This is a genomic window from Paenibacillus sp. AGC31, from assembly GCF_057334655.1.
The window spans coordinates 480,431-498,806 of record NZ_JBHFJH010000001.1 but is presented as its reverse complement, the minus strand read 5'-3'; the positions used below and the strand labels follow the sequence as shown (position 1 = coordinate 498,806).

General features: G+C 46.5%; 17 protein-coding genes. 15 read left to right on the top strand and 2 right to left on the bottom strand.

All coding sequences use genetic code 11. The annotated features are described in order from the left end of the window. The first annotated feature begins 156 nt into the window (after positions 1-156). Positions 157-576 carry a cysteine metabolism transcriptional regulator CymR gene (cymR, locus tag ACE04G_RS02110; protein WP_076212458.1) on the top strand — a complete coding sequence of 140 codons (420 nt, stop codon included), beginning with the start codon at positions 157-159 and terminating at the stop codon, positions 574-576. Between the two features lie 180 nt (positions 577-756). On the opposite strand, the gene ACE04G_RS02105 is transcribed toward cymR, so the two are convergent. Beyond that, positions 757-1,131 carry a hypothetical protein gene (locus ACE04G_RS02105; protein WP_017686812.1) on the bottom strand — a complete coding sequence of 125 codons (375 nt, stop codon included), beginning with the start codon at positions 1,129-1,131 and terminating at the stop codon, positions 757-759. 132 nt (positions 1,132-1,263) lie between these two features. On the opposite strand from ACE04G_RS02105, the gene ACE04G_RS02100 reads away from it, so the two are divergent. The 14 genes from ACE04G_RS02100 to ACE04G_RS02035 all read left to right on the top strand — a co-directional run bounded on the left by ACE04G_RS02100 (position 1,264) and on the right by ACE04G_RS02035 (position 17,165). Next, on the top strand, positions 1,264-2,415 hold the full coding sequence (locus ACE04G_RS02100; RefSeq protein WP_221824744.1) for a cysteine desulfurase family protein: 1,152 nt from the start codon (positions 1,264-1,266) through the stop codon (positions 2,413-2,415). A 164-nt stretch (positions 2,416-2,579) separates the two neighbouring features. Continuing rightward, the gene (locus ACE04G_RS02095; protein ID WP_017686814.1) at positions 2,580-3,101 is read left to right on the top strand and encodes a PRC-barrel domain-containing protein; all 522 of its coding nucleotides are present in this window, start codon (positions 2,580-2,582) and stop codon (positions 3,099-3,101) included. Between the two features lie 10 nt (positions 3,102-3,111). Continuing rightward, positions 3,112-3,321 carry a hypothetical protein gene (locus ACE04G_RS02090; protein WP_017686815.1) on the top strand — a complete coding sequence of 70 codons (210 nt, stop codon included), beginning with the start codon at positions 3,112-3,114 and terminating at the stop codon, positions 3,319-3,321. Between the two features lie 294 nt (positions 3,322-3,615). Further along, positions 3,616-4,683 (top strand): AI-2E family transporter, encoded by a 1,068-nt coding sequence (locus ACE04G_RS02085; RefSeq protein WP_076212453.1) that lies wholly within the window; start codon positions 3,616-3,618, stop codon positions 4,681-4,683. Between the two features lie 434 nt (positions 4,684-5,117). Further along, complete coding sequence (alaS, locus tag ACE04G_RS02080) at positions 5,118-7,739, top strand: alanine--tRNA ligase (protein ID WP_221824743.1); 2,622 nt, start codon at positions 5,118-5,120, stop codon at positions 7,737-7,739. A gap of 129 nt (positions 7,740-7,868) precedes the next feature. Next, positions 7,869-8,129 carry an IreB family regulatory phosphoprotein gene (locus ACE04G_RS02075; protein WP_036616950.1) on the top strand — a complete coding sequence of 87 codons (261 nt, stop codon included), beginning with the start codon at positions 7,869-7,871 and terminating at the stop codon, positions 8,127-8,129. Between the two features lie 128 nt (positions 8,130-8,257). Further along, positions 8,258-8,674, top strand: a complete 417-nt coding sequence (gene ruvX / locus ACE04G_RS02070) for a Holliday junction resolvase RuvX (RefSeq protein WP_036616953.1) — start codon at positions 8,258-8,260, stop codon at positions 8,672-8,674. A 12-nt stretch (positions 8,675-8,686) separates the two neighbouring features. Next, positions 8,687-8,986 (top strand): DUF1292 domain-containing protein, encoded by a 300-nt coding sequence (locus ACE04G_RS02065; RefSeq protein ID WP_017686820.1) that lies wholly within the window; start codon positions 8,687-8,689, stop codon positions 8,984-8,986. Then, entirely contained in the window at positions 8,987-9,301 is a 315-nt protein-coding gene (locus ACE04G_RS02060) for a DUF1292 domain-containing protein (RefSeq protein ID WP_047844066.1), read from the top strand. 76 nt (positions 9,302-9,377) lie between these two features. Continuing rightward, the gene (gene mltG, locus ACE04G_RS02055) at positions 9,378-10,418 is read left to right on the top strand and encodes an endolytic transglycosylase MltG (RefSeq protein WP_243391439.1); all 1,041 of its coding nucleotides are present in this window, start codon (positions 9,378-9,380) and stop codon (positions 10,416-10,418) included. 14 nt (positions 10,419-10,432) lie between these two features. After that, positions 10,433-11,362, top strand: coding sequence for a peptidase U32 family protein (locus ACE04G_RS02050; protein WP_339305442.1), 930 nt, complete (start codon positions 10,433-10,435; stop codon positions 11,360-11,362). Between the two features lie 17 nt (positions 11,363-11,379). Beyond that, complete coding sequence (locus ACE04G_RS02045; RefSeq protein ID WP_221824739.1) at positions 11,380-12,708, top strand: peptidase U32 family protein; 1,329 nt, start codon at positions 11,380-11,382, stop codon at positions 12,706-12,708. Positions 12,709-12,942: 234 nt separating this feature from the next. After that, entirely contained in the window at positions 12,943-15,231 is a 2,289-nt protein-coding gene (locus ACE04G_RS02040) for a methyl-accepting chemotaxis protein (RefSeq protein WP_339305440.1), read from the top strand. Between the two features lie 236 nt (positions 15,232-15,467). Continuing rightward, positions 15,468-17,165, top strand: coding sequence for a penicillin-binding transpeptidase domain-containing protein (locus tag ACE04G_RS02035; protein WP_260633009.1), 1,698 nt, complete (start codon positions 15,468-15,470; stop codon positions 17,163-17,165). On the opposite strand, the gene ACE04G_RS02030 is transcribed toward ACE04G_RS02035, so the two are convergent. Next, positions 17,144-18,340 carry an AI-2E family transporter gene (locus ACE04G_RS02030; protein WP_449003413.1) on the bottom strand — a complete coding sequence of 399 codons (1,197 nt, stop codon included), beginning with the start codon at positions 18,338-18,340 and terminating at the stop codon, positions 17,144-17,146. The two genes, ACE04G_RS02035 and ACE04G_RS02030, sit on opposite strands and share 22 nt — an antisense overlap. Positions 18,341-18,376: the final 36 nt, after the last annotated feature.

Genomic DNA, 18,376 nt, shown 5'->3' with positions numbered 1-18,376 from the left:
TAGCTGAGGGTTATGATCGGAATACGGAGGATTAGAAGGTTTATGCTAATCTCAATGCATCTCCGCTGTGGACAGATCGTGAAACAGACGGTCATGGACCATAGGATTAAATATAAAGTTTCCAATCGTTTCTGAAAATTGAAAGAGGTGACTCCTTTGAAAATATCGACAAAAGGCCGTTACGGCCTCACAATCATGATGGAGCTTGCTGCCAGAACAGGCGAAGGCCCTACATCACTTAAAAGCATTGCCGAGCGCAACCAGCTCTCGGAGCATTACCTGGAGCAACTGATTGCACCGCTGCGTAATGCAGGACTGGTGAAGAGCATTAGAGGTGCTTACGGCGGTTATATCCTTGCAGGTGATCCTGCAACCGTGACTGCAGGCGATGTAATCCGTGTACTGGAAGGGCCAATCTCTCCAGTAGATTTCACAGAGGAAGATGATCCGGCGAAACGTGATCTATGGTTGCGTATTCGTGACGGCATTGCGGAAGTGTTGGATTCCACAACACTGAAAGACCTGATCACATTCCAGGATCAGGACAAAAAAGACAGCTACATGTTCTACATTTAAGATCATCATTAATTCGCATCACAGAAGACACAATAAAGCCCCCAACTTGGGGGCTTTAGACATGCCAATGGGTACTTTGTTCTTCAATTTCTACAGATCATTTTAATTGAGCAGGGCTATGTATTCAGCCGCGGGATTTACAAGATGGTCAAGTGTGAACTTAACTGGATCACTTGTAAATCAGCGACTTTTTAAAGTTTCTATATCAGCTTCCATGCGTAACTGACGGCGATTCAAAATATCAATGCTGTGCTGATGGGTATTCAATTCGGTAGTTACTTTGCGTTCAGAGGCAGAGTGGGAAGCGTCAAGACGTTTCGTAACGGTCAATGTTTCCAGAACAGCTTGTTGAAGAAGCGGAATGTTTTTAGTTTGTTCCTCAATGGCATTAAGTCTGTCATCGACAGTGTCTAGTCTGCTCTCTACGGCACCGAGCCTCTCTTCCATAGCATCAAGCCGGTGGTCTATTTTTCCAAGATGTCCATCAATACTGTCGAACCGTTTGTCCATTTGTTGAAGTTGATTCAGAATCTGCCCGAGAATGGGATCACTCATGTCTCTCTCTCCTTTTTGAAATGGATATAGAACATTATACACGAAGATGTGACAATAGAGCATCCATTTCAGTTTCCAATTTTGACAGTTTGCCATCAAATAGAAATTTAACATATAACGGGGTGAAGATAAATGAAACGAATTTATTTGGATCACGCCGCATCGACACCTATGCATCCACAAGTCGCAGAAGCGATGATGAACGTCATGACAGGACAATTTGGCAATGCATCAAGTATCCATGCCTTTGGGCGTGAGGCCAAACGGACTGTCAGCGGAGCAAGGGATGTCATTGCGGCGTCTTTGGGCTGTTTCCCGGACGAACTGGTATTCACCGGAGGTGGCACGGAGAGCGACAATCTGGCAATTTTTGGAGCAGTCTCATCCAGACAGGATAAGGGGAAACACGTCATTACGACCGCAATTGAGCACCATGCTGTTTTGCACACGTGTCAGGAATTAGAGCGGCAAGGTTATGAAGTAACCTATCTATCTGTTGATCGTCATGGACGAATAAATCTGGATGAGTTGCGAGAGGCCATTCGACCGGATACGGTGTTAATCACCATGATGTATGCCAACAATGAAGTAGGCACGATTCAGCCGATCCGCGAGGTGGGTGAGCTTGCCCGTCAGCATAATATCCTTTTCCATACCGATGCAGTTCAGGCTCTGGGCAGCCAGAATATTTCCTGTAAGGAACTGCCGGTGGATCTGATCAGCTTCTCTGCGCATAAAATCAACGGACCTCAGGGCGTAGGTGCACTCTATGTACGGCGAGGAATTGTGCTGGAAGCAAGAGCTCACGGTGGGTTGCAAGAGCGTCAGCGTCGCGCTGGTACGGAGAATATCGCAGGTATTACCGGATTTGCAGAGGCTCTCAAGATTGTATCAGCACAGACAGAGGTGCATCGTCAGCATGATTTGGCATTGCGTAAACTTTTGTTGGAACAGCTTGAAATTCATGTGGGTACGGAGCACTTTCACGTGAATGGACACCCGGAGCATACGCTGCCAAACATCCTGAATATCAGCTTCCCTGAAGTGTCCACAGAGACGATGTTAATGAATCTGGATATGGAAGGAATTGCTGTTGCAAGCGGTTCTGCCTGCACTTCAGGTTCACTTGAAGTCTCTCATGTGCTCAAAGCGATGAAATTGCCTGAAACATTTTTACACTCTGCGATTCGATTTAGCTGGGGATTGGGTAATACTACGGAAGAAATCATGATAACCGCCGAAAAAATTGGAACCATTCTTGGACGACTGCGTAATAGACCCTAAGGGGAACTTTACACATGGAACAGAAGGAGGGAAGAAGTTCCATTTCATCGGTTGGATAGAAGCGGTTTTGATGATCGGCGTCTGATTGCCACTCATCAACTTTGGGCATACCTAGCAATAGCGCCGCGCCTATTTAATGATAAGAAGATGAGGGGGACCCAGCGATGAAGCTTCAGGAAATGATCGGACTTGCCGTTTTTGATGTTGAGGACGGGAAGCAGGTCGGTAAAATCCAGGATTTCATTGTGAATGATGATTGGGAGATCGAAGGCATTGAGCTTGAGAACAAAGGTCTGTTTACCAATCATGTCAAAATCGTGCAGTGGCAAGATATCGTTGCCTACGGCGAAGATGCCGTCATGATCCGTAATCAACAGGCTGTCCGCAAGACGGGAGCCGACGACATAAAATACACGTACCTCCTCGGTCGGTCTAAATTGAAGGAGATGTCCGTGCTCACCGAAGAAGGTTTGCTGCTTGGGCGTGTCTCCGATGTTTATTTTGACCAAGAGTTGGGAAATACAATAATAGGGATTGAAATTACGGACGGTTTTGTGTCCGATCTGATCGAGGGCCGCAAATGGCTGCCATGTACAAGCGATATGTCCATCGGGGAAAGTGCCATTATGGTGCCGTCGCTGAGTGAACAACGCTTGGAAAATGCCATTCATTCTGTTAATGGATAGGTGAATGAATATGAAATGTCCAAACTGTAGTTCCAAAGATATCGGGAAAATTGGTTCCCACCAGTTTTATTGCTGGGGATGCTTTATCGAATTAACGGTGAACGGTGAGAAAATGTCTGTATATCAGGTGGAAGAAGACGGTACGCTGAGTTCCCTGGATGATTTGTTTTTCGGGGACGAGCTGCCACAAGACTTCCCTCATCTTCACGCTTCTTCTTAATAAGCAGGATAACTTCCTCTATATGCGGTTTCATGACAATGTCTGTCATGGGAGGCTGTCGATAATTGTTGGCAGATGTATATAGATGCGGTTACATAGTGGTTCGGCTGGTGTATGGTTGATTATATGCTAACCCGTACTGCAAAATGCGCTTCCTTCTCTGATGAAGGAGGCGTTTTTTGGTTTGAGGAAAAAATGTTCGGATTGCTCCTTTCCACTTCTGCGCTGTGTTAATAAATATTACCTTTCCTACATATACTGACTCTCAGAGCCAGTCCAAAAGGAGAGATGCAAGTGGAGCAATTAACCAAAAACAAGCTGTTCCGTTACGCGATCTGGCTGCTGCTCGGATTGATCATTTTATATTTTATATGGCTACTGCGGCCTTTACTGCTTCACATATATGCGTTCCTGAAAACAGTGCTGGCACCCTTTATCGTAGCCCTTATCATATCCTATGTACTCAATCCGATTGTCAGCATGCTGGGAGGGCGCAAGGTGCCGCGTACGATTGCGGTACTACTCATATATGCCTTTTTCCTGACCTGCCTCGGTGTCATTCTGATGAATGTGATTCCGGTATTGATTGAACAGCTGGGGGAACTCAACGAGCATATGCCGGAACTGTCCATGCGTGCCCAGAGCCTGATGAACAATATGGATCACAAATTAATGCCGCCAAGTGTGCGAACAGGCATGAACAGTTGGTTTTTTCAGATGGAGGATCGACTAACTCAGGGAATTACTGTGCTCATGGACAATATCGGGGCGACCATTAATGTGTTATTCAATGTGTTTATCGTGCCATTTCTGATCTTTTATATGTTAAAAGACTTTGAGGTGTTTGAGCGCACCATTGTGGCGTATCTTCCGCGTTCACGTCGTAAAGCGATTGTCTCGGTGATGAAAGAGATCGATACTGCACTGGGGAACTACATTCGGGGACAGTTTATTGTCTGTGTCATTGTTGGTATCTTTGCCTACATTGGTTATATCGTCATTGATATGCCGTATGCCCTGCTGCTTGCAAGCATTGTAGCTGTGTTTAACATTGTGCCCTACTTGGGGCCGTTCCTCGGAGCTGCTCCTGCTGTGGTCATGGCATCAACCGTATCGTTTAAAATGGTACTACTTGTTGTCATTGTGAACACACTGTGCCAGGTGTTGGAGAGTAACGTTATTTCTCCTCAGGTGGTGGGACGTACGTTGCATCTGCATCCACTGTCGATTATATTTGCACTGCTCGTCGGAGGTGAACTGGCAGGCATTGTAGGTTTAATTTTGGCAGTACCTGTTTTTGCCGTGCTGAAGGTGATTGTGCAACACTTTTTCGCCTATTACATCAAACGAAGGACCGACTAAATAGCAGGGTAAAACATCAACGAGGCCGCGTTGACACCCGCTTGTGCTACCGATATAATGAGTGTGTATGTTTAGAACATGAAATCGATGATGAAATAAAGTACGCCGAGGGTTCCTTTCCTCAGAGAATAGACTTCATCGGATCAGGGTGAGCCTGAACTGATGGCTGGAAGAGTCTTGAAAGATGAAGCGGCGGAAAGCTAATTTCGGAGTGCAGGACAACCCTGCCGGGAGCGACCGTTATTTCGCATGAACGAGGAGATTGTTTGTTTGTCCGGGCAGCAAGGGATAAACAGCAATAACCAGGGTGGTACCGCGATAACATCGTCCCTGATTATTCAGGGGCGTTTTTTGTGTTTATTTTTACCAAAACAATGTTGACCAACCGGAGCGAATACGCAACGGACTATTATAATTTAATGGGGGCATCCAGTATGAAAGCCAGTGAAATCCGGTCCAAATGGATAGAGTTTTTTGCAAGTAAAGGTCACAAAATCGAGCCGAGCGCATCGCTCGTGCCTCACAACGATCCTTCTCTTTTGTGGATCAATGCAGGTATGGCACCGCTCAAACCATATTTTGACGGACGTGAGAAGCCGGAGAACCCGCGTCTAGCGAACTCCCAAAAATGTATCCGTACCAATGATATCGAGAATGTTGGTAAAACGCGTCGTCACCATACGTTCTTCGAAATGCTCGGCAACTTCTCTATTGGAGATTACTTCAAGGAAGAAACGGTTACTTGGGCGTGGGAATTCTTGACCAGCAAAGAGTGGATCGGATTCGATCCGGAACGTCTTTCCGTAACGGTATATCCGGAAGATGAAGAAGCTTTCAAACTGTGGAACGAAAAAGTGGGACTGCCTGCTGAGCGTATCATTAAATTGGATGAAAACTTCTGGGATATCGGCGAAGGCCCATGTGGACCTTGTACCGAGATCTTCTATGACCGCGGCGAAGCTTACGGAAACGACATGAGTGATCCTGAAATGTATCCAGGTGGGGAAAACGAACGTTATCTGGAAGTATGGAACCTGGTATTCTCCCAGTTCAACCATAACAAGGACGGCAGCTACACACCGCTTCCTAACAAAAACATTGATACAGGAGCAGGTTTGGAGCGTTTTGCATCCATTCTGCAAAATGTGGATTCCAACTTCGACACAGACCTGTTCCAACCGATGATTCAAAGAACAGCCGCTCTTGCGGGTGTGAAATATAACGACAGTGTAGAGATTGATGTTGCACTGAAAGTCATTGCCGATCATATCCGTACGGTTGCTTTTGCAGTAGGTGATGGCGTTCTGCCAAGTAATGAAGGACGTGGATATGTCATCCGTCGCTTGCTTCGCCGTGCAGTTCGTTATGGAAAAGTGCTTGGACTTGACCGTCCATTCCTGTATGAATTGACAACAACCGTTGGTGAAGTGATGGGCATGTACTACCCTGAGGTAGTAGACAAACAGGAGTTCATCGCCAAAGTAATCAAAACCGAGGAAGAGCGTTTCCACGAAACACTAACAGATGGTCTGGCTATTCTGGCTGATATCAGCGGCACAGCCAAATCCGAAGGACGCACCGTTATTAGCGGACCTGAAGCTTTCAAGCTGTATGATACGTACGGTTTCCCGTTTGACCTGACAGAAGATTATGCTGCAGAGCATGGACTGACTGTGGATCGTGAAGGTTTTGATGCTTCCATGCAGAAACAACGTGAGCTTGGACGTGCTGGACGTCAAGAGAACGAGAGCATGAAAGTCCAAGGCGGACCACTTGCTGACCTGGAGGTTAAAAGCGAGTTTGTTGGTTATACTGACCTGTTGACGGAAGCAAAAGTGGTAGCCATCGTAGCTGGTGATGCCCTTGTTGAATCTGTAGGCGAAGGACAAACGTGTCAGGTTGTTCTGGACAAAACTCCGTTCTACGCGGAAAGTGGCGGTCAAGTGAGTGATCAGGGCTTGCTGCGAGGTGCTGGTGTATCAGCGAAAGTACAAGGTTTGTTCAAAGCTCCACTCGGACAACATGTACATCTGGTAACTGTGGAGTCTGGTGAACTGCGTGTAGGCGATGTGATCAATGCCGAAGTAGACTCAGCTAAACGTGGCGACATTATCAAAAACCATACAGCTACCCACTTGCTGCACAAAGCGCTCAAAGATGTGCTCGGCACACACGTAAATCAGGCAGGATCGCTCGTAGAGCCACAGCGTCTGCGTTTTGACTTCTCTCACTTCGGCAGCATTACGCCGGAAGAGTTGACAGAGATTGAGCGTCAAGTGAACGAACAGATCTGGAATCGTCTGAACGTGAACATCGAGCTCAAAGCTATTGATGAAGCCAAAGAAATGGGCGCGATGGCCCTGTTTGGCGAAAAATATGGAGATATTGTACGTGTTGTTCAAGTCGGAGACTACAGTTTGGAACTTTGTGGCGGCTGTCACGTAAATAATACTTCAGAGATCGGAATCTTCAAACTGGTGAGCGAGAGCGGAATTGGCTCCGGCGTACGCCGGATCGAAGCTGTAACTGGCCGCGGCGCATATCTGTATGTGGAAAGCCAGTTGGAACTGCTTAAACAATCAGCAGCACTGCTCAAAGCAAATGTGGCTGATGTACCTAAACGGATTGAAGGTCTGAACCAACAACTGAAAGAAGCAGCCAGAGAGACTGAATCCCTGCAAAGCAAGCTGAGTGCCATGGAAGCGGGTCAATTGACCGATCAAGTGGTACAAGCAGGAAATACACAATTGCTGGCAGCACGCGTAGATGCTCCGAACATGGATGCGCTGCGTACAGTGGCAGATGAGTTGAAAGTAAAATTGCCTAACGCAGTACTCGTATTGGGTGCTCCAGCGGACGGCAAAGTGAATTTTGTTGTAGCAGTACCTGCTGAACAAGTAAAACAAGGATTACACGCAGGCAAAATCGTCAAAGAAGTCGCAGCAGTATGCGGCGGTGGCGGTGGTGGACGTCCAGATATGGCGCAAGCCGGAGGTAAGGATGCGACCAAGCTGGATGAAGCGCTGAAACTGGCGGTTTCGTTAATTAGCCAGTAAAGGACAAGCAAAAAACACAATTGCCTTATCCTTTGTTTACTTGTGGCAGTCAGAATATGTTATTATATAAACAGAAATCAATTCGGCAGGACATGGTCCCCATGTTCATGCAGGAGCGAGGTGTCATCAATGGACTCCATGGATAAGACGGTTAAATTTAATGTGAAAGGTGACGAACAGGAAGCATCATCCAAAGAGATTCTTCTCACGGTATATGATGCATTGGTCGATAAGGAGTATAATCCGATCAACCAGATTGTTGGGTATCTGATTTCTGGAGACCCGGCATACATTCCTCGTCACAACAACGCACGTAGTCTGGTCCGTAAAAAGGAGCGCGATGAGCTGATTGAAGAGCTTGTACGTTCCTATCTGGCCAATCACCGGTAATGTACGCCGCTTCCGCTGTGTTGCAGCCTTGCAGGCAGCGGGAAATGAACCGACAGAAGACAGCCTGAAGCTTGAGAAGGCGATTATTTGTAATCGACCTAAGCAGGCCCCAGGATGGGAGAGCATGGATGAAAATATTAGGTTTGGACTATGGGGACCGAAGAATCGGAGTTGCCGCGAGTGACGCCTTCGGTTGGACTGCCCAGGGATTGGAAGTGCTAGAACGCCGCCGTGATGAAGGCGAGTTCGCTCGGATTGCCGAACTTGTGCGTGAGCATGAGATTAGTGAGATCGTAGTCGGACTTCCCAAAAACATGAACGGCACCGTAGGACCGCGCGGTGAGATATGCATTGCTTTTGCCGATCGCCTGCGGGATGAACTGAATTTACCTGTTCACCTTTGGGATGAACGGCTGACAACCATGGCAGCAGAACGTACGCTGATCGAAGCGGATGTCAGTCGGAAAAAACGCAAACAGGTTGTGGACAAAATGGCCGCAAGCTTGATTTTGCAAAATTATTTGGATGCCAATAGTAGAAGGTGAGGGGGATCAACAATGGCTGAAGATCAACTGGGTATGGAAGAAGAAGCGGAAATTATTTACATTGCGGATGACGAGGGTAATGAAGAGGAATTCGAAGTCATCATGAAGTTTGAAGTAGATGGTTCGGAGGCCAAGTACATGATGGTTGCTCCGGTTGAACCTGAAGATGGCGAAACGGATGTATATGCATTCCGTTATGAAGAAGAGGGCGACGATATTAAACTTTTCGTCATCCAAGATGATGCCGAATGGGATATCGTCGAGGAGACGTTTAATACATTTCTTGCTGAAGATGAAGAGGAAGCGAACTAAATGACGGAATATAGCCGCAAAGACCTGAAATGGACAGATTCACTGCGTCTGGCATTCGGTGCTCATGTTGAGCTCGAGGAAGAGAACGGTAAATCACAACCGTATGACTTGTTGGCTGAGTTCGAAGTGAACGGTCAGCAGTACGCGGTGCTCCGCAGTTCGTTGCGACCTTATGACGAGGTTGAACTTCTGCGGGTATCACCTGGAAGTGAAGACCAGATCATGCCAGAGTTAGTTACGATCGACGATGATGATGAGTGGGAGAATATCTCGGAACTGTATGATGAGTGTACACTCCCCATTGACGAAGATTAAATCAGCTTCAAATTGAAGAAACCGGGAGGGCGGAGAAGTCCGCTCTTTTTGGTTGTGTAAAGGAGTTGTTTCTTTTTTGAAAGGGAAAGCAATTGTAGTCATACTGCTTATCATTGTAGTTCTTGTCGGAGGCGCAGGCGGTTACGTATGGAGTATGATGCGTCCTGTGGAAGCTTCTACAGAACCGGTCGTATTCGAGATTAAGAGCGGATCGGGAACTTCGAAAATCGCGGATCAGCTTCAAGAAGAAGGCCTTATTCGTAGCGGGTTAACCTTTAAAGGGTATTTAAAGTGGAAGAAACTAGGTTCTAATTTCATGGCGGGTACATATTCAATGAATCCTGGCGTGACATATGATGAGATTGTTAGCAAGCTGAGTAGTGGTGAAGTTGTACCGGAGGAAATGGTGAAATTTACGATTCCGGAGGGTTATAACGTTCTGCAAATGGCGGGTAAGCTTTCTTATGAGCATGTTGTAGATCGGGATGAATTCATCAAGCTGGCCAATGATCCTTCGGCCTTTGATGTAGATATCATCAAAGATATTCCAGTGGATGAAGAACTTCGCTACGTATTGGAAGGGTATCTATTCCCGGAGACGTATGAGCTGAAAAAGGGAAGTTCCACGCATGATGTGATGCAACGGATGCTGGAAGAATTCCAGACCAAGATTAATTCCATTCCTGATTTGGAAGCCAAGCTCCAGGAAAAGAATCTTTCCTTGCATGAGCTGCTGACCATTGCGTCACTTGTGGAGAAAGAAGTTGTAGTGGATGAGGAACGTGCTCTGGTTGCAGGTGTAATCTACAATCGGATCAATCAGGATATGAAGCTGGAGATTGATGCTACCGTGCAATATCTGCTCGACAGACCGAAGGAACGATTGTTTTTCAAGGATCTAAAGGTGAAAAGTCCCTATAATACGTACCTGAACAAAGGCTTGCCACCAGGTCCAATTGCCAGTCCAAGTCTTCCGTCCATTGAGGCAGCGCTAAATCCGGAAGCTTCGGAGTATCTGTTCTATGTGACAAAAAAGGATGGCTCGTCTGGACATCTATTTGCCAAAACGTATAAGGAACACCAGCAAAATATAGCCAAAAGTAAGGCTGCGCAATAAGCGGAGGGGATTATATGAGTAAGAAACATGAACTGCTCGTTACAGCAGCGAATGTGAAAGAGGCAGAAGTGCTGCTTCAGGCGGGAGCAGATGCTCTGGTTATTGGAGATGATCGATTCGGCATGCGTCTTCCAGGCAGCTTTAGCGTGGAAGAGACAGCAGAGGTGGTTGCCATTGCAGCCAAACATCAGGCGCGTGTGTATGTATCCATGACTAATCTGATGTCCAACGAACTGTTGAAAGAATTGCCTGAATATGTCCAAGCACTTGGCAGAATCGGTATTGATGGTGTGGAGTTTAATGATCCATCCGTGCTGGCTACCATGAAGGAATACGCGCGACATGTGAAGTTGCACTGGAATGCGGAAATGACTTCAACGAACTATGCGACGGCCAACTATTGGGGAACCAAGGGAGCTAGTCGCGTTGTACTTGCCCGAGAGTTGAATATGGACGAGTTGACGGAAATGGTTCCTTTTTTAAAGGTGGAAGCTCAGGTTCAGGTGCATGGCATGACGAATATTTATCATTCCAAGCGCAGTCTGGTGCAAAGTTATATGGCTCATCAAGGGCGGCCGGTTGAGGGACATCTGGGCAAAGAGCGGGGATTGTTCCTGATCGAGGCTGAACGTCGAGATGAGAAATTCCCGATCTACGAGGATATTAACGGTACACACATTATGAGCTCTGAGGATATATGTATCCTCGAAGACCTTCATCTGTTGATGGAGGCGGGTGTGCACAGTTTCAAAATTGAAGGTATGTTAAAATCACTCACTTACAATGAAGCTGTTGTACGTGCATATCGGACAGCGATTGACAGTTATATAGCCGATTCTGATGCATATGAGTTCTCTGAAGAGTGGCTCGCTGAGGTACGGAAGTTACAGGACCCTGAACGTGAATTGTCGTTTGGATTTTTCTATAAAGAACAAGTGTATTAATAGACGAGGTGAACAGAATGGAAACAGTGGCGGTACAGCGGAAGTTTTCGGGGAAACGTAACCGTCTGGACAAACCGGAGCTGCTAGCTCCGGCGGGTAATCTGGAAAAACTGAAATTTGCGATCCATTACGGTGCAGATGCCGTATATATCGGTGGACAAGCCTATGGACTGCGTTCCAACGCGGATAACTTCAGCTTTGAAGAGATGCGTGAAGGTGTGGAGTTTGCCAAAAAGTATGGAGCCAAGGTGTTCGTAGCGACAAACATCTATGCACATAATGAGGATGTTGAGGGTATCGAAACGTACCTGCAAAACCTCTATAATGCGGGGATCTCTGCGATCATCGTAGCCGATCCGGCTATCATTGAAGTAGCCCTTCGTGCTGTCCCAGGCCTTGAGGTACATCTAAGTACTCAACAATCCACACTCAACTGGCAAGCCGTGAAGTTCTGGAAAGATGAAGGACTTCCACGTGTTGTTCTCGGACGTGAGACCAGCTTTGAAGAGATTGAAGAGATCAAGGCCAATGTGGATATCGAAATTGAAGCCTTTATTCATGGGGCGATGTGTTCCTCGTATTCCGGACGTTGTGTGCTCTCCAATCACTTTACGGATCGGGACTCCAACCGGGGCGGCTGTTGCCAGTCTTGCCGCTGGAAGTATGATCTGTTCGAGGATGCGAGAGAAGATACGGTGTGGGTCAGCGAAGAGGACATGCAGATGAAGGCCCCTGCGACATTCAAACTGGGTGAGAACCAGCTTCCCCTGTTCGAGGAACAGGATAATTCATTCTCCATGGGATCAAAGGATCTGTGCATGATTGGCCATATTCCCGAGTTGATTGATGTGGGAGTGGACAGTTTCAAGATCGAAGGACGTATGAAATCGATCCACTACGTGGCAACTGTGGTTAACGTCTACCGTCAAGCTATTGATTCCTATATGGCAGACCCGGAAAATTATGTTCTGAAACCTGAATGGGTTGAAGAAATGAACAAAGCGGCGAATCGCCCGCTGAATACCGGATTTTTCTATGATACACCAGACCATGAAGATCATATCTATGAACCGGAAGAAAAGGCTGTACCTTTTGACTTCGCTGGCTTGGTCATGGGGTATGATGCTGAAACAGGAATGGCAACCATTCAACAGCGCAATCACTTCAAACCAGGACAGGAAATCGAATTTTTCGGTCCGGGAGGTCACTTTTTCAAACAGGTCGTCGGTGAAATACAGGATGAAGAAGGCAATGTTCTGGATGCTGCTCGTCACCCGTTGCAGCTGATTAAAATGAAGGTAGACCAACCGGTTTCGTACTTCGATATGATGAGAAAAAAGAAGTAGGCTCAAATACCTACGATGTGTCAATATTGTATTATGATTTAACAAAATAGTGTTATGAAATTTACTTAGGGACCTCCGTTTATCGGCAGATGGGGGTCTTTTTTTTATAGAAAAATAGGAATAAAGTTGTAAAATATTTCTGGGAAGTGAAAGGGGAACGAAGAAAGCTGTCGAATACTACATATTTATAGGGGAGAGAAAGAAAAATCCAACAAGTAAATTACTGGCAGGTGAATGGGATTGGTTCAAAAGAAGCAGAAAGACAGTGGGGAGCAAGTGACAAAAGCCGAGCAGGTTAATCCTGAGAAGGTTCAGAAAGTGAAGAAAGAAAAAGTAGTCAAAAGCAAAACAACAGGCACTGGCAAAAGATTGTTTAAGATTGACCGCAGCAAGCTCAAGCTGGGCTGGATCAAGACTGATTGGGTGAAGAAACAATTTAAAAACCGGGATTGGAAAAACCTTGGAGGTTCTTCTTTCCAACAGATTAAGAAGGCAAATCCGGTTAAATCCGTAGGGGTTAAACTGTTCTTGATCTTTTTTGCGGGAATTATGATTTTTGTAGTGAGTTTAGGTCTATTATCCTATTCAAAAGCCAAGGGTACGATAGAGAAAAATGCCTCACGTGCCAATCAGGAGACCATTGATCAGACCAAACAAAAAATGGACATTATTTTGGAGAGATTTGTGGATACATCCACACAGATTTTCTTTGATCCTGAAATGCAGTCCTTGCTACAAAAAATGTCAGATCAAAATCTGACTGCGTATGATACATTCATAAACTCAAGTTCCATCAACAAGCAACTGTCTAATGTTGCATTTACAAATAAATCTATGGAAGCGATTTATTTGGTACCTACGGACGATACAAAGTCCATTATGGGTACAGGCAGCAACAGTTCATCCATGGGCAACATTCGCCAGGAAGCGTGGTACAGTGAGTTGATTGAGGCGGGCGGTTATCGCTGGCTTCCAACTGAGGTCAAGGAAGATGGCTCAACCCCAACGTTTAAAATTGCACGTTCCATGAAAAACCTGCAGGGGACTACTCAGTCGTATGTTCTGGTTATTGAACTGAAACTGGAAGTTTTGGAGGAACAATTGAAATCGCTTGATCTGGGGCAAGGAGCTGTTCTTCAACTGATTGCTCCGGATAATAAAGTGGTTGCATCCTCCATCTCGGATCGTACGGGACAAGATACAGAGCTTGCATTTGTCAAAGAGTTGACCGAACCAGCAGGTAGTACGAATACGGAGTATGTGGTAGATGGCAAATCTACGGAAATGTTGGCTGTATACAGTACGATGGATACATCCAATTGGAAACTGGTTGGTATGATACCTACCTCTGTATTGGTTCAGGATGCAAAGGGCATTCTGACTCTGACCTTGTGGATGGCGCTGATTGATGCGGGGATTGCAGTATTGATCGGGATCTGGATGGTGCGTATGATCGCTCGTCCACTCGGCAAATTGAAAGACCTGATGCAGGAAGGTGCGAAAGGTAATCTTAAAGTTCGTACACCATATAGCTCCAAGGATGAAATTGGTCAGCTCTCGACCGCCTTCAATCTGATGATGGAGCAGATTACTAAGCTGGTTGAACAAACCAATCGTTCTGCGCAGGAAGTATTGGATACAGCCTCTGAGCTGAGCAGTGCATCCAAGAAAACGGCTGTATCTGCTTCGGAGATCGCCGTAGCTACAGAGGAGATCGCAGGCGGTGCAGGCAGTTTGGCAACCGAAGCGGAACGTGGTAATGAATTAACTGACAATATCTCTCGTCAGATGCAGAGTGTAATCGCTGCTAATGAACAGATGGGTGATTCTGCTCGTCATGTAGAGAAGTCCAGTCAGACAGGAACACAACATCTGAATCAGTTGATGACCAAAACCCAGAAGACAGAAGAAATGATTGGTGCACTGGTGAATAAGGTTGATTCGCTGAAAGAGAGCACGTCCTCTGTTCTGAAAGTGCTTGAAGTACTGCAAAACATAACGAAGCAGACCAATATCCTTTCCCTGAATGCAACCATTGAAGCAGCACGTGCCGGTGCAGCCGGACGCGGATTTATGGTGGTGGCTGATGAGGTTCGTCAGCTCGCGGCTCAATCCAGACAATCCATTGAGATGGTTGGAGAGATCACAGACAAAATCATGACTGAAATGAATGAGACCGTGGATGCTTTGTCGGCAGCCTATCCGTTATTCAAGGAACAGATGGATGCGGTTAAAGACACCAACGTCATCTTTGCTTCCGTACAGGAACAGATGGGTGCATTTGTGGAACGTCTGGGCATGGTGACAGGTTCTATTGGAGATTTAAACAAATCTCAAGGTACCTTGTCTGAAGCCATGAGCAATGTCAGCGCTGTAGCTGAAGAATCTTCTGCAACGTCCCAAGAAGTAGCTTCCTTGAGCAGTGAACAGCAAAATATCAGTAACCAGCTGGTCAATCTGTCTGGCAAACTGGAGAATGTGTCTACTGAACTGAAAGAAACCTTGTCACGCTTTACGGTGTAACAAGCCAAGGTTGAAATGAGGAGAACCTGTCCCGCACATGGGACAGGTTTTCTTTTTGTTTACCGGATAATTCCAAGTCATATCAGCAATAATATGTCAAAACGACAAAAGGTGAGATTGGGATGCATCTCCTTGCGAAACGGCGAATCTATATAACTTGTATTCTTCTAACTCTTGTTTTTGGATTGCTTATACTACGATTGGGTTGGGTCCAGATTGTTCAGGTGAATCAGACGATGCCCGGACTTCACCGAACGGTACGGGAAATGTCTGTATTGCAGCGTGAACGCGGGGTGATGCTTGACCCGGGGCGGGGACAATTTACGGATTACAAGGGTGAAGCGTTGACTGGTAAGCTGCAATGGGGATTGGTTCTTTTTCCACAGGCAGGACCATTAGAGACATTACGCAAGCATGGGACATTAGAAGGCTCCGAGATGATACAGTTGGCAGCTATATTACATACCGATCCGGATCAATTGAAGAAGGAATGGAATCAGGAGAATACACCTCATTTCTGGACAGCAGGTTCACATCAGCCTGTTCATTTGACCGCTGCTCAAGTGGAGCGCCTACGTAGTTTGCAGCTGCAAGGAGCTGGCATCTATCCAATGATGACAAGGTATCTCCAGGGGCATACAGGGATGCAGTGGATGGGTTATCTGGCTGAACAGCCCGAGTCCTCCAAGGTTATAACTGGGCATCAGGATGAAGTAAAACAGCCATTTGCTATGAAATCAGGGGCGGCTGGACTGGAGAGGACACTTGAACCCCTGTTAAGGGGAATTGGCCCTACGCTTGTATCACGCATGGTCTCGGGTGGTGGAGAGATTATCCCTGATATTCAGCCACATGTCATTGCACCAGCCAATACCCATTATCCTTTACGTGTAGAAACCACAGTGGATGCTGAGTTACAGCGTGGGTTGGAAGAGTTGACGCAAGAATCTGGATTACAAGAAGGGGCCATTGTTGTGTTAGATGCTGCTAACGCGGATGTTCGTGCCATGATCTCCCGCCCTTTCTATCAGCCACAACATGTGAACCCCAAGCAATCGGCCTGGGGTAATCGTGCAGTGCAGGGAGCCGTACCGGGTTCCATTTTCAAAATTGTCACTGCGGCTGCTGCTTTGGAGTATCATGCGGTTTCTAGCGGAGAAGAATTCCATTGCGGTGGTGAGTACGGAAGATATGGGCTGTCTTGCTGGAAGGAGCATGGGCATGGAGACCTGAATCAGGAGCAAGGATTCGCGGAGTCTTGCAACATCGTATTCGCGGAAACGGCGCGCAGGCTTAGTATGGAGCAACTGGAGAACACGGCTGATCGTCTGGGACTCGCGCGTCCGATTGGCTGGGAGGGGAAGCAGATGGCAGGAATGCCCGTGTTACGACACTTTGATCATGAGGATCACGGTCGTGTGAGAACAGAGACTGTTTCTTCTACTGATGAAGGTGCGAAAATACAGACAGCAATCGGCCAGCGCGATGTCTTGGTCACACCGCTGCAAGCTGCCAATCTGATCGTTACACTGTTACATGATGGAAAGGTTAGTGCACCACGTCTCGTTAAGCGCATCCGATATGCGGATGGTGGCACCATGCTGGAAATGCCCTTGCATGATTCACCTTCAGCATCAGGACAGATTGCTCCCGCAACAGCGCATAAACTGTTATCATGGATGAATAAGGTAGTACGTGAGGGAACAGGAAAATCCCTGCAGCGTGCACGGTGGCATGTTGCAGGGAAATCAGGTACAGCTCAGATACAGAAACATGGAGAGAAGCGCAACAATCAATGGTTCATTGGTTATGGACCGGTAGAACAACCCCGATATGCTGTAGCTGTTCTTGTTCAAAATGTCTCTCCTGACAGCCAACATCAAGCGACGGCTCTATTCAGGAAGGTGATGGACTATTTGGCTGAGTCCTCATGATCCTTCGCAGAAACGGGACGTTGTACAGTAGACTCGGCAGAATTCGCTGATGCCTTACTAACCGGTGGGTCCATGACCAATGGAGAGGATTCAAATTCATCTTTTGGCAGGTGAATCCACTTTTGCAGGTACCCTTGTTGTAACAGTTCTTTCAGAAGGATCAGAAGCACTGGAGATAACACGACACCAGCCAGGCCAAAGATCGAAAGGGAGATCAGCATAAACGAAAGCATCAAGTACGCCGAAGATACACCAATCGAGTTACCCGATATTTTCGGTTCCAGCAATTGTCTTGTCAGCATCGTCACTGCCAGAATCACAATCAGGCCAATCGCCAGGCTACTATTGCCAATAATGAATAAGTAGACGATCCATGGAATAAACACAACAGGAACGCCAAGCAATGGTACCAGATCACAAACCGCACAGACTGCCGCAATGGTAAAGGCGTTAGAGGTTCCCAAAATCAACAAACCTGCATAAATCAATACAAACGTAATGAGCATCATGATCATCTGTGCCTTCAGATACGAGCGGATTGTCTTGAACACGTGATTACGCATGAATTCAATAGCTAACTTTAATGTTTTGGGCGTTTTCGCACGGGCGAACTTGCGCCAGGACTCAATCTCGATACTCAGGAAAAATGCCAGAATAATCGCAATTCCGAAGTTCGTAATAAAAGAAGAGAATGAACTGAGGAAACCTACGACGAATTGCGCGCCGCTAGTTACCCATTTGGACAGGAATCCGGTCAGTGTTGCAAAATAATCATTCGCTTTTTCCATAACTCCATCAGGGAGAGCATCTGACTTGTCCTGAATGAATAACACCAGATTGGTGAATTCACGTTGTATCATCTCAATGTATACGGGGAAATTATCTTGCAGATTGGAAATTTGTGAAATGATAATTAAGCCCACACCAAAAAAGGCAGCGACAATCAATGCAAGAAACAACAAGACGGAGATGGCGGCTCCAAGCGTCTTGGGCATTCCTTTGCGATGTAAAAATTTGGCCAGCGGTTCAATCATCCAATACACGATGAATGATAGAAAGACTGGTGCAGCCACTTGGTATAATTGACTGAAACTGTACATGATCACATACACGGTTAATATGAGCAATGCGATGTCAAAGACAGTTCGCCCGTATTTTTTGTAAAGCGGTAGCATGGACATGGCTCCTTTGATGGCAATAATTAGATTGTA

Coding starts and splice junctions, on each gene's coding strand:
- ACE04G_RS02105 (WP_017686812.1), bottom strand. CDS start 1,131: ATGAGTGATCCCATTCTCGGGCAGATTCTGAATCAACTTCAACAAATG.
- ACE04G_RS02100 (WP_221824744.1), top strand. CDS start 1,264: ATGAAACGAATTTATTTGGATCACGCCGCATCGACACCTATGCATCCA.
- ACE04G_RS02095 (WP_017686814.1), top strand. CDS start 2,580: ATGAAGCTTCAGGAAATGATCGGACTTGCCGTTTTTGATGTTGAGGAC.
- ACE04G_RS02090 (WP_017686815.1), top strand. CDS start 3,112: ATGAAATGTCCAAACTGTAGTTCCAAAGATATCGGGAAAATTGGTTCC.
- alaS (WP_221824743.1), top strand. CDS start 5,118: ATGAAAGCCAGTGAAATCCGGTCCAAATGGATAGAGTTTTTTGCAAGT.
- ACE04G_RS02075 (WP_036616950.1), top strand. CDS start 7,869: ATGGACTCCATGGATAAGACGGTTAAATTTAATGTGAAAGGTGACGAA.
- ruvX (WP_036616953.1), top strand. CDS start 8,258: ATGAAAATATTAGGTTTGGACTATGGGGACCGAAGAATCGGAGTTGCC.
- ACE04G_RS02065 (WP_017686820.1), top strand. CDS start 8,687: ATGGCTGAAGATCAACTGGGTATGGAAGAAGAAGCGGAAATTATTTAC.
- ACE04G_RS02060 (WP_047844066.1), top strand. CDS start 8,987: ATGACGGAATATAGCCGCAAAGACCTGAAATGGACAGATTCACTGCGT.
- ACE04G_RS02050 (WP_339305442.1), top strand. CDS start 10,433: ATGAGTAAGAAACATGAACTGCTCGTTACAGCAGCGAATGTGAAAGAG.
- ACE04G_RS02045 (WP_221824739.1), top strand. CDS start 11,380: ATGGAAACAGTGGCGGTACAGCGGAAGTTTTCGGGGAAACGTAACCGT.
- ACE04G_RS02040 (WP_339305440.1), top strand. CDS start 12,943: ATGGGATTGGTTCAAAAGAAGCAGAAAGACAGTGGGGAGCAAGTGACA.
- ACE04G_RS02035 (WP_260633009.1), top strand. CDS start 15,468: ATGCCCGGACTTCACCGAACGGTACGGGAAATGTCTGTATTGCAGCGT.
- ACE04G_RS02030 (WP_449003413.1), bottom strand. CDS start 18,340: ATGCTACCGCTTTACAAAAAATACGGGCGAACTGTCTTTGACATCGCA.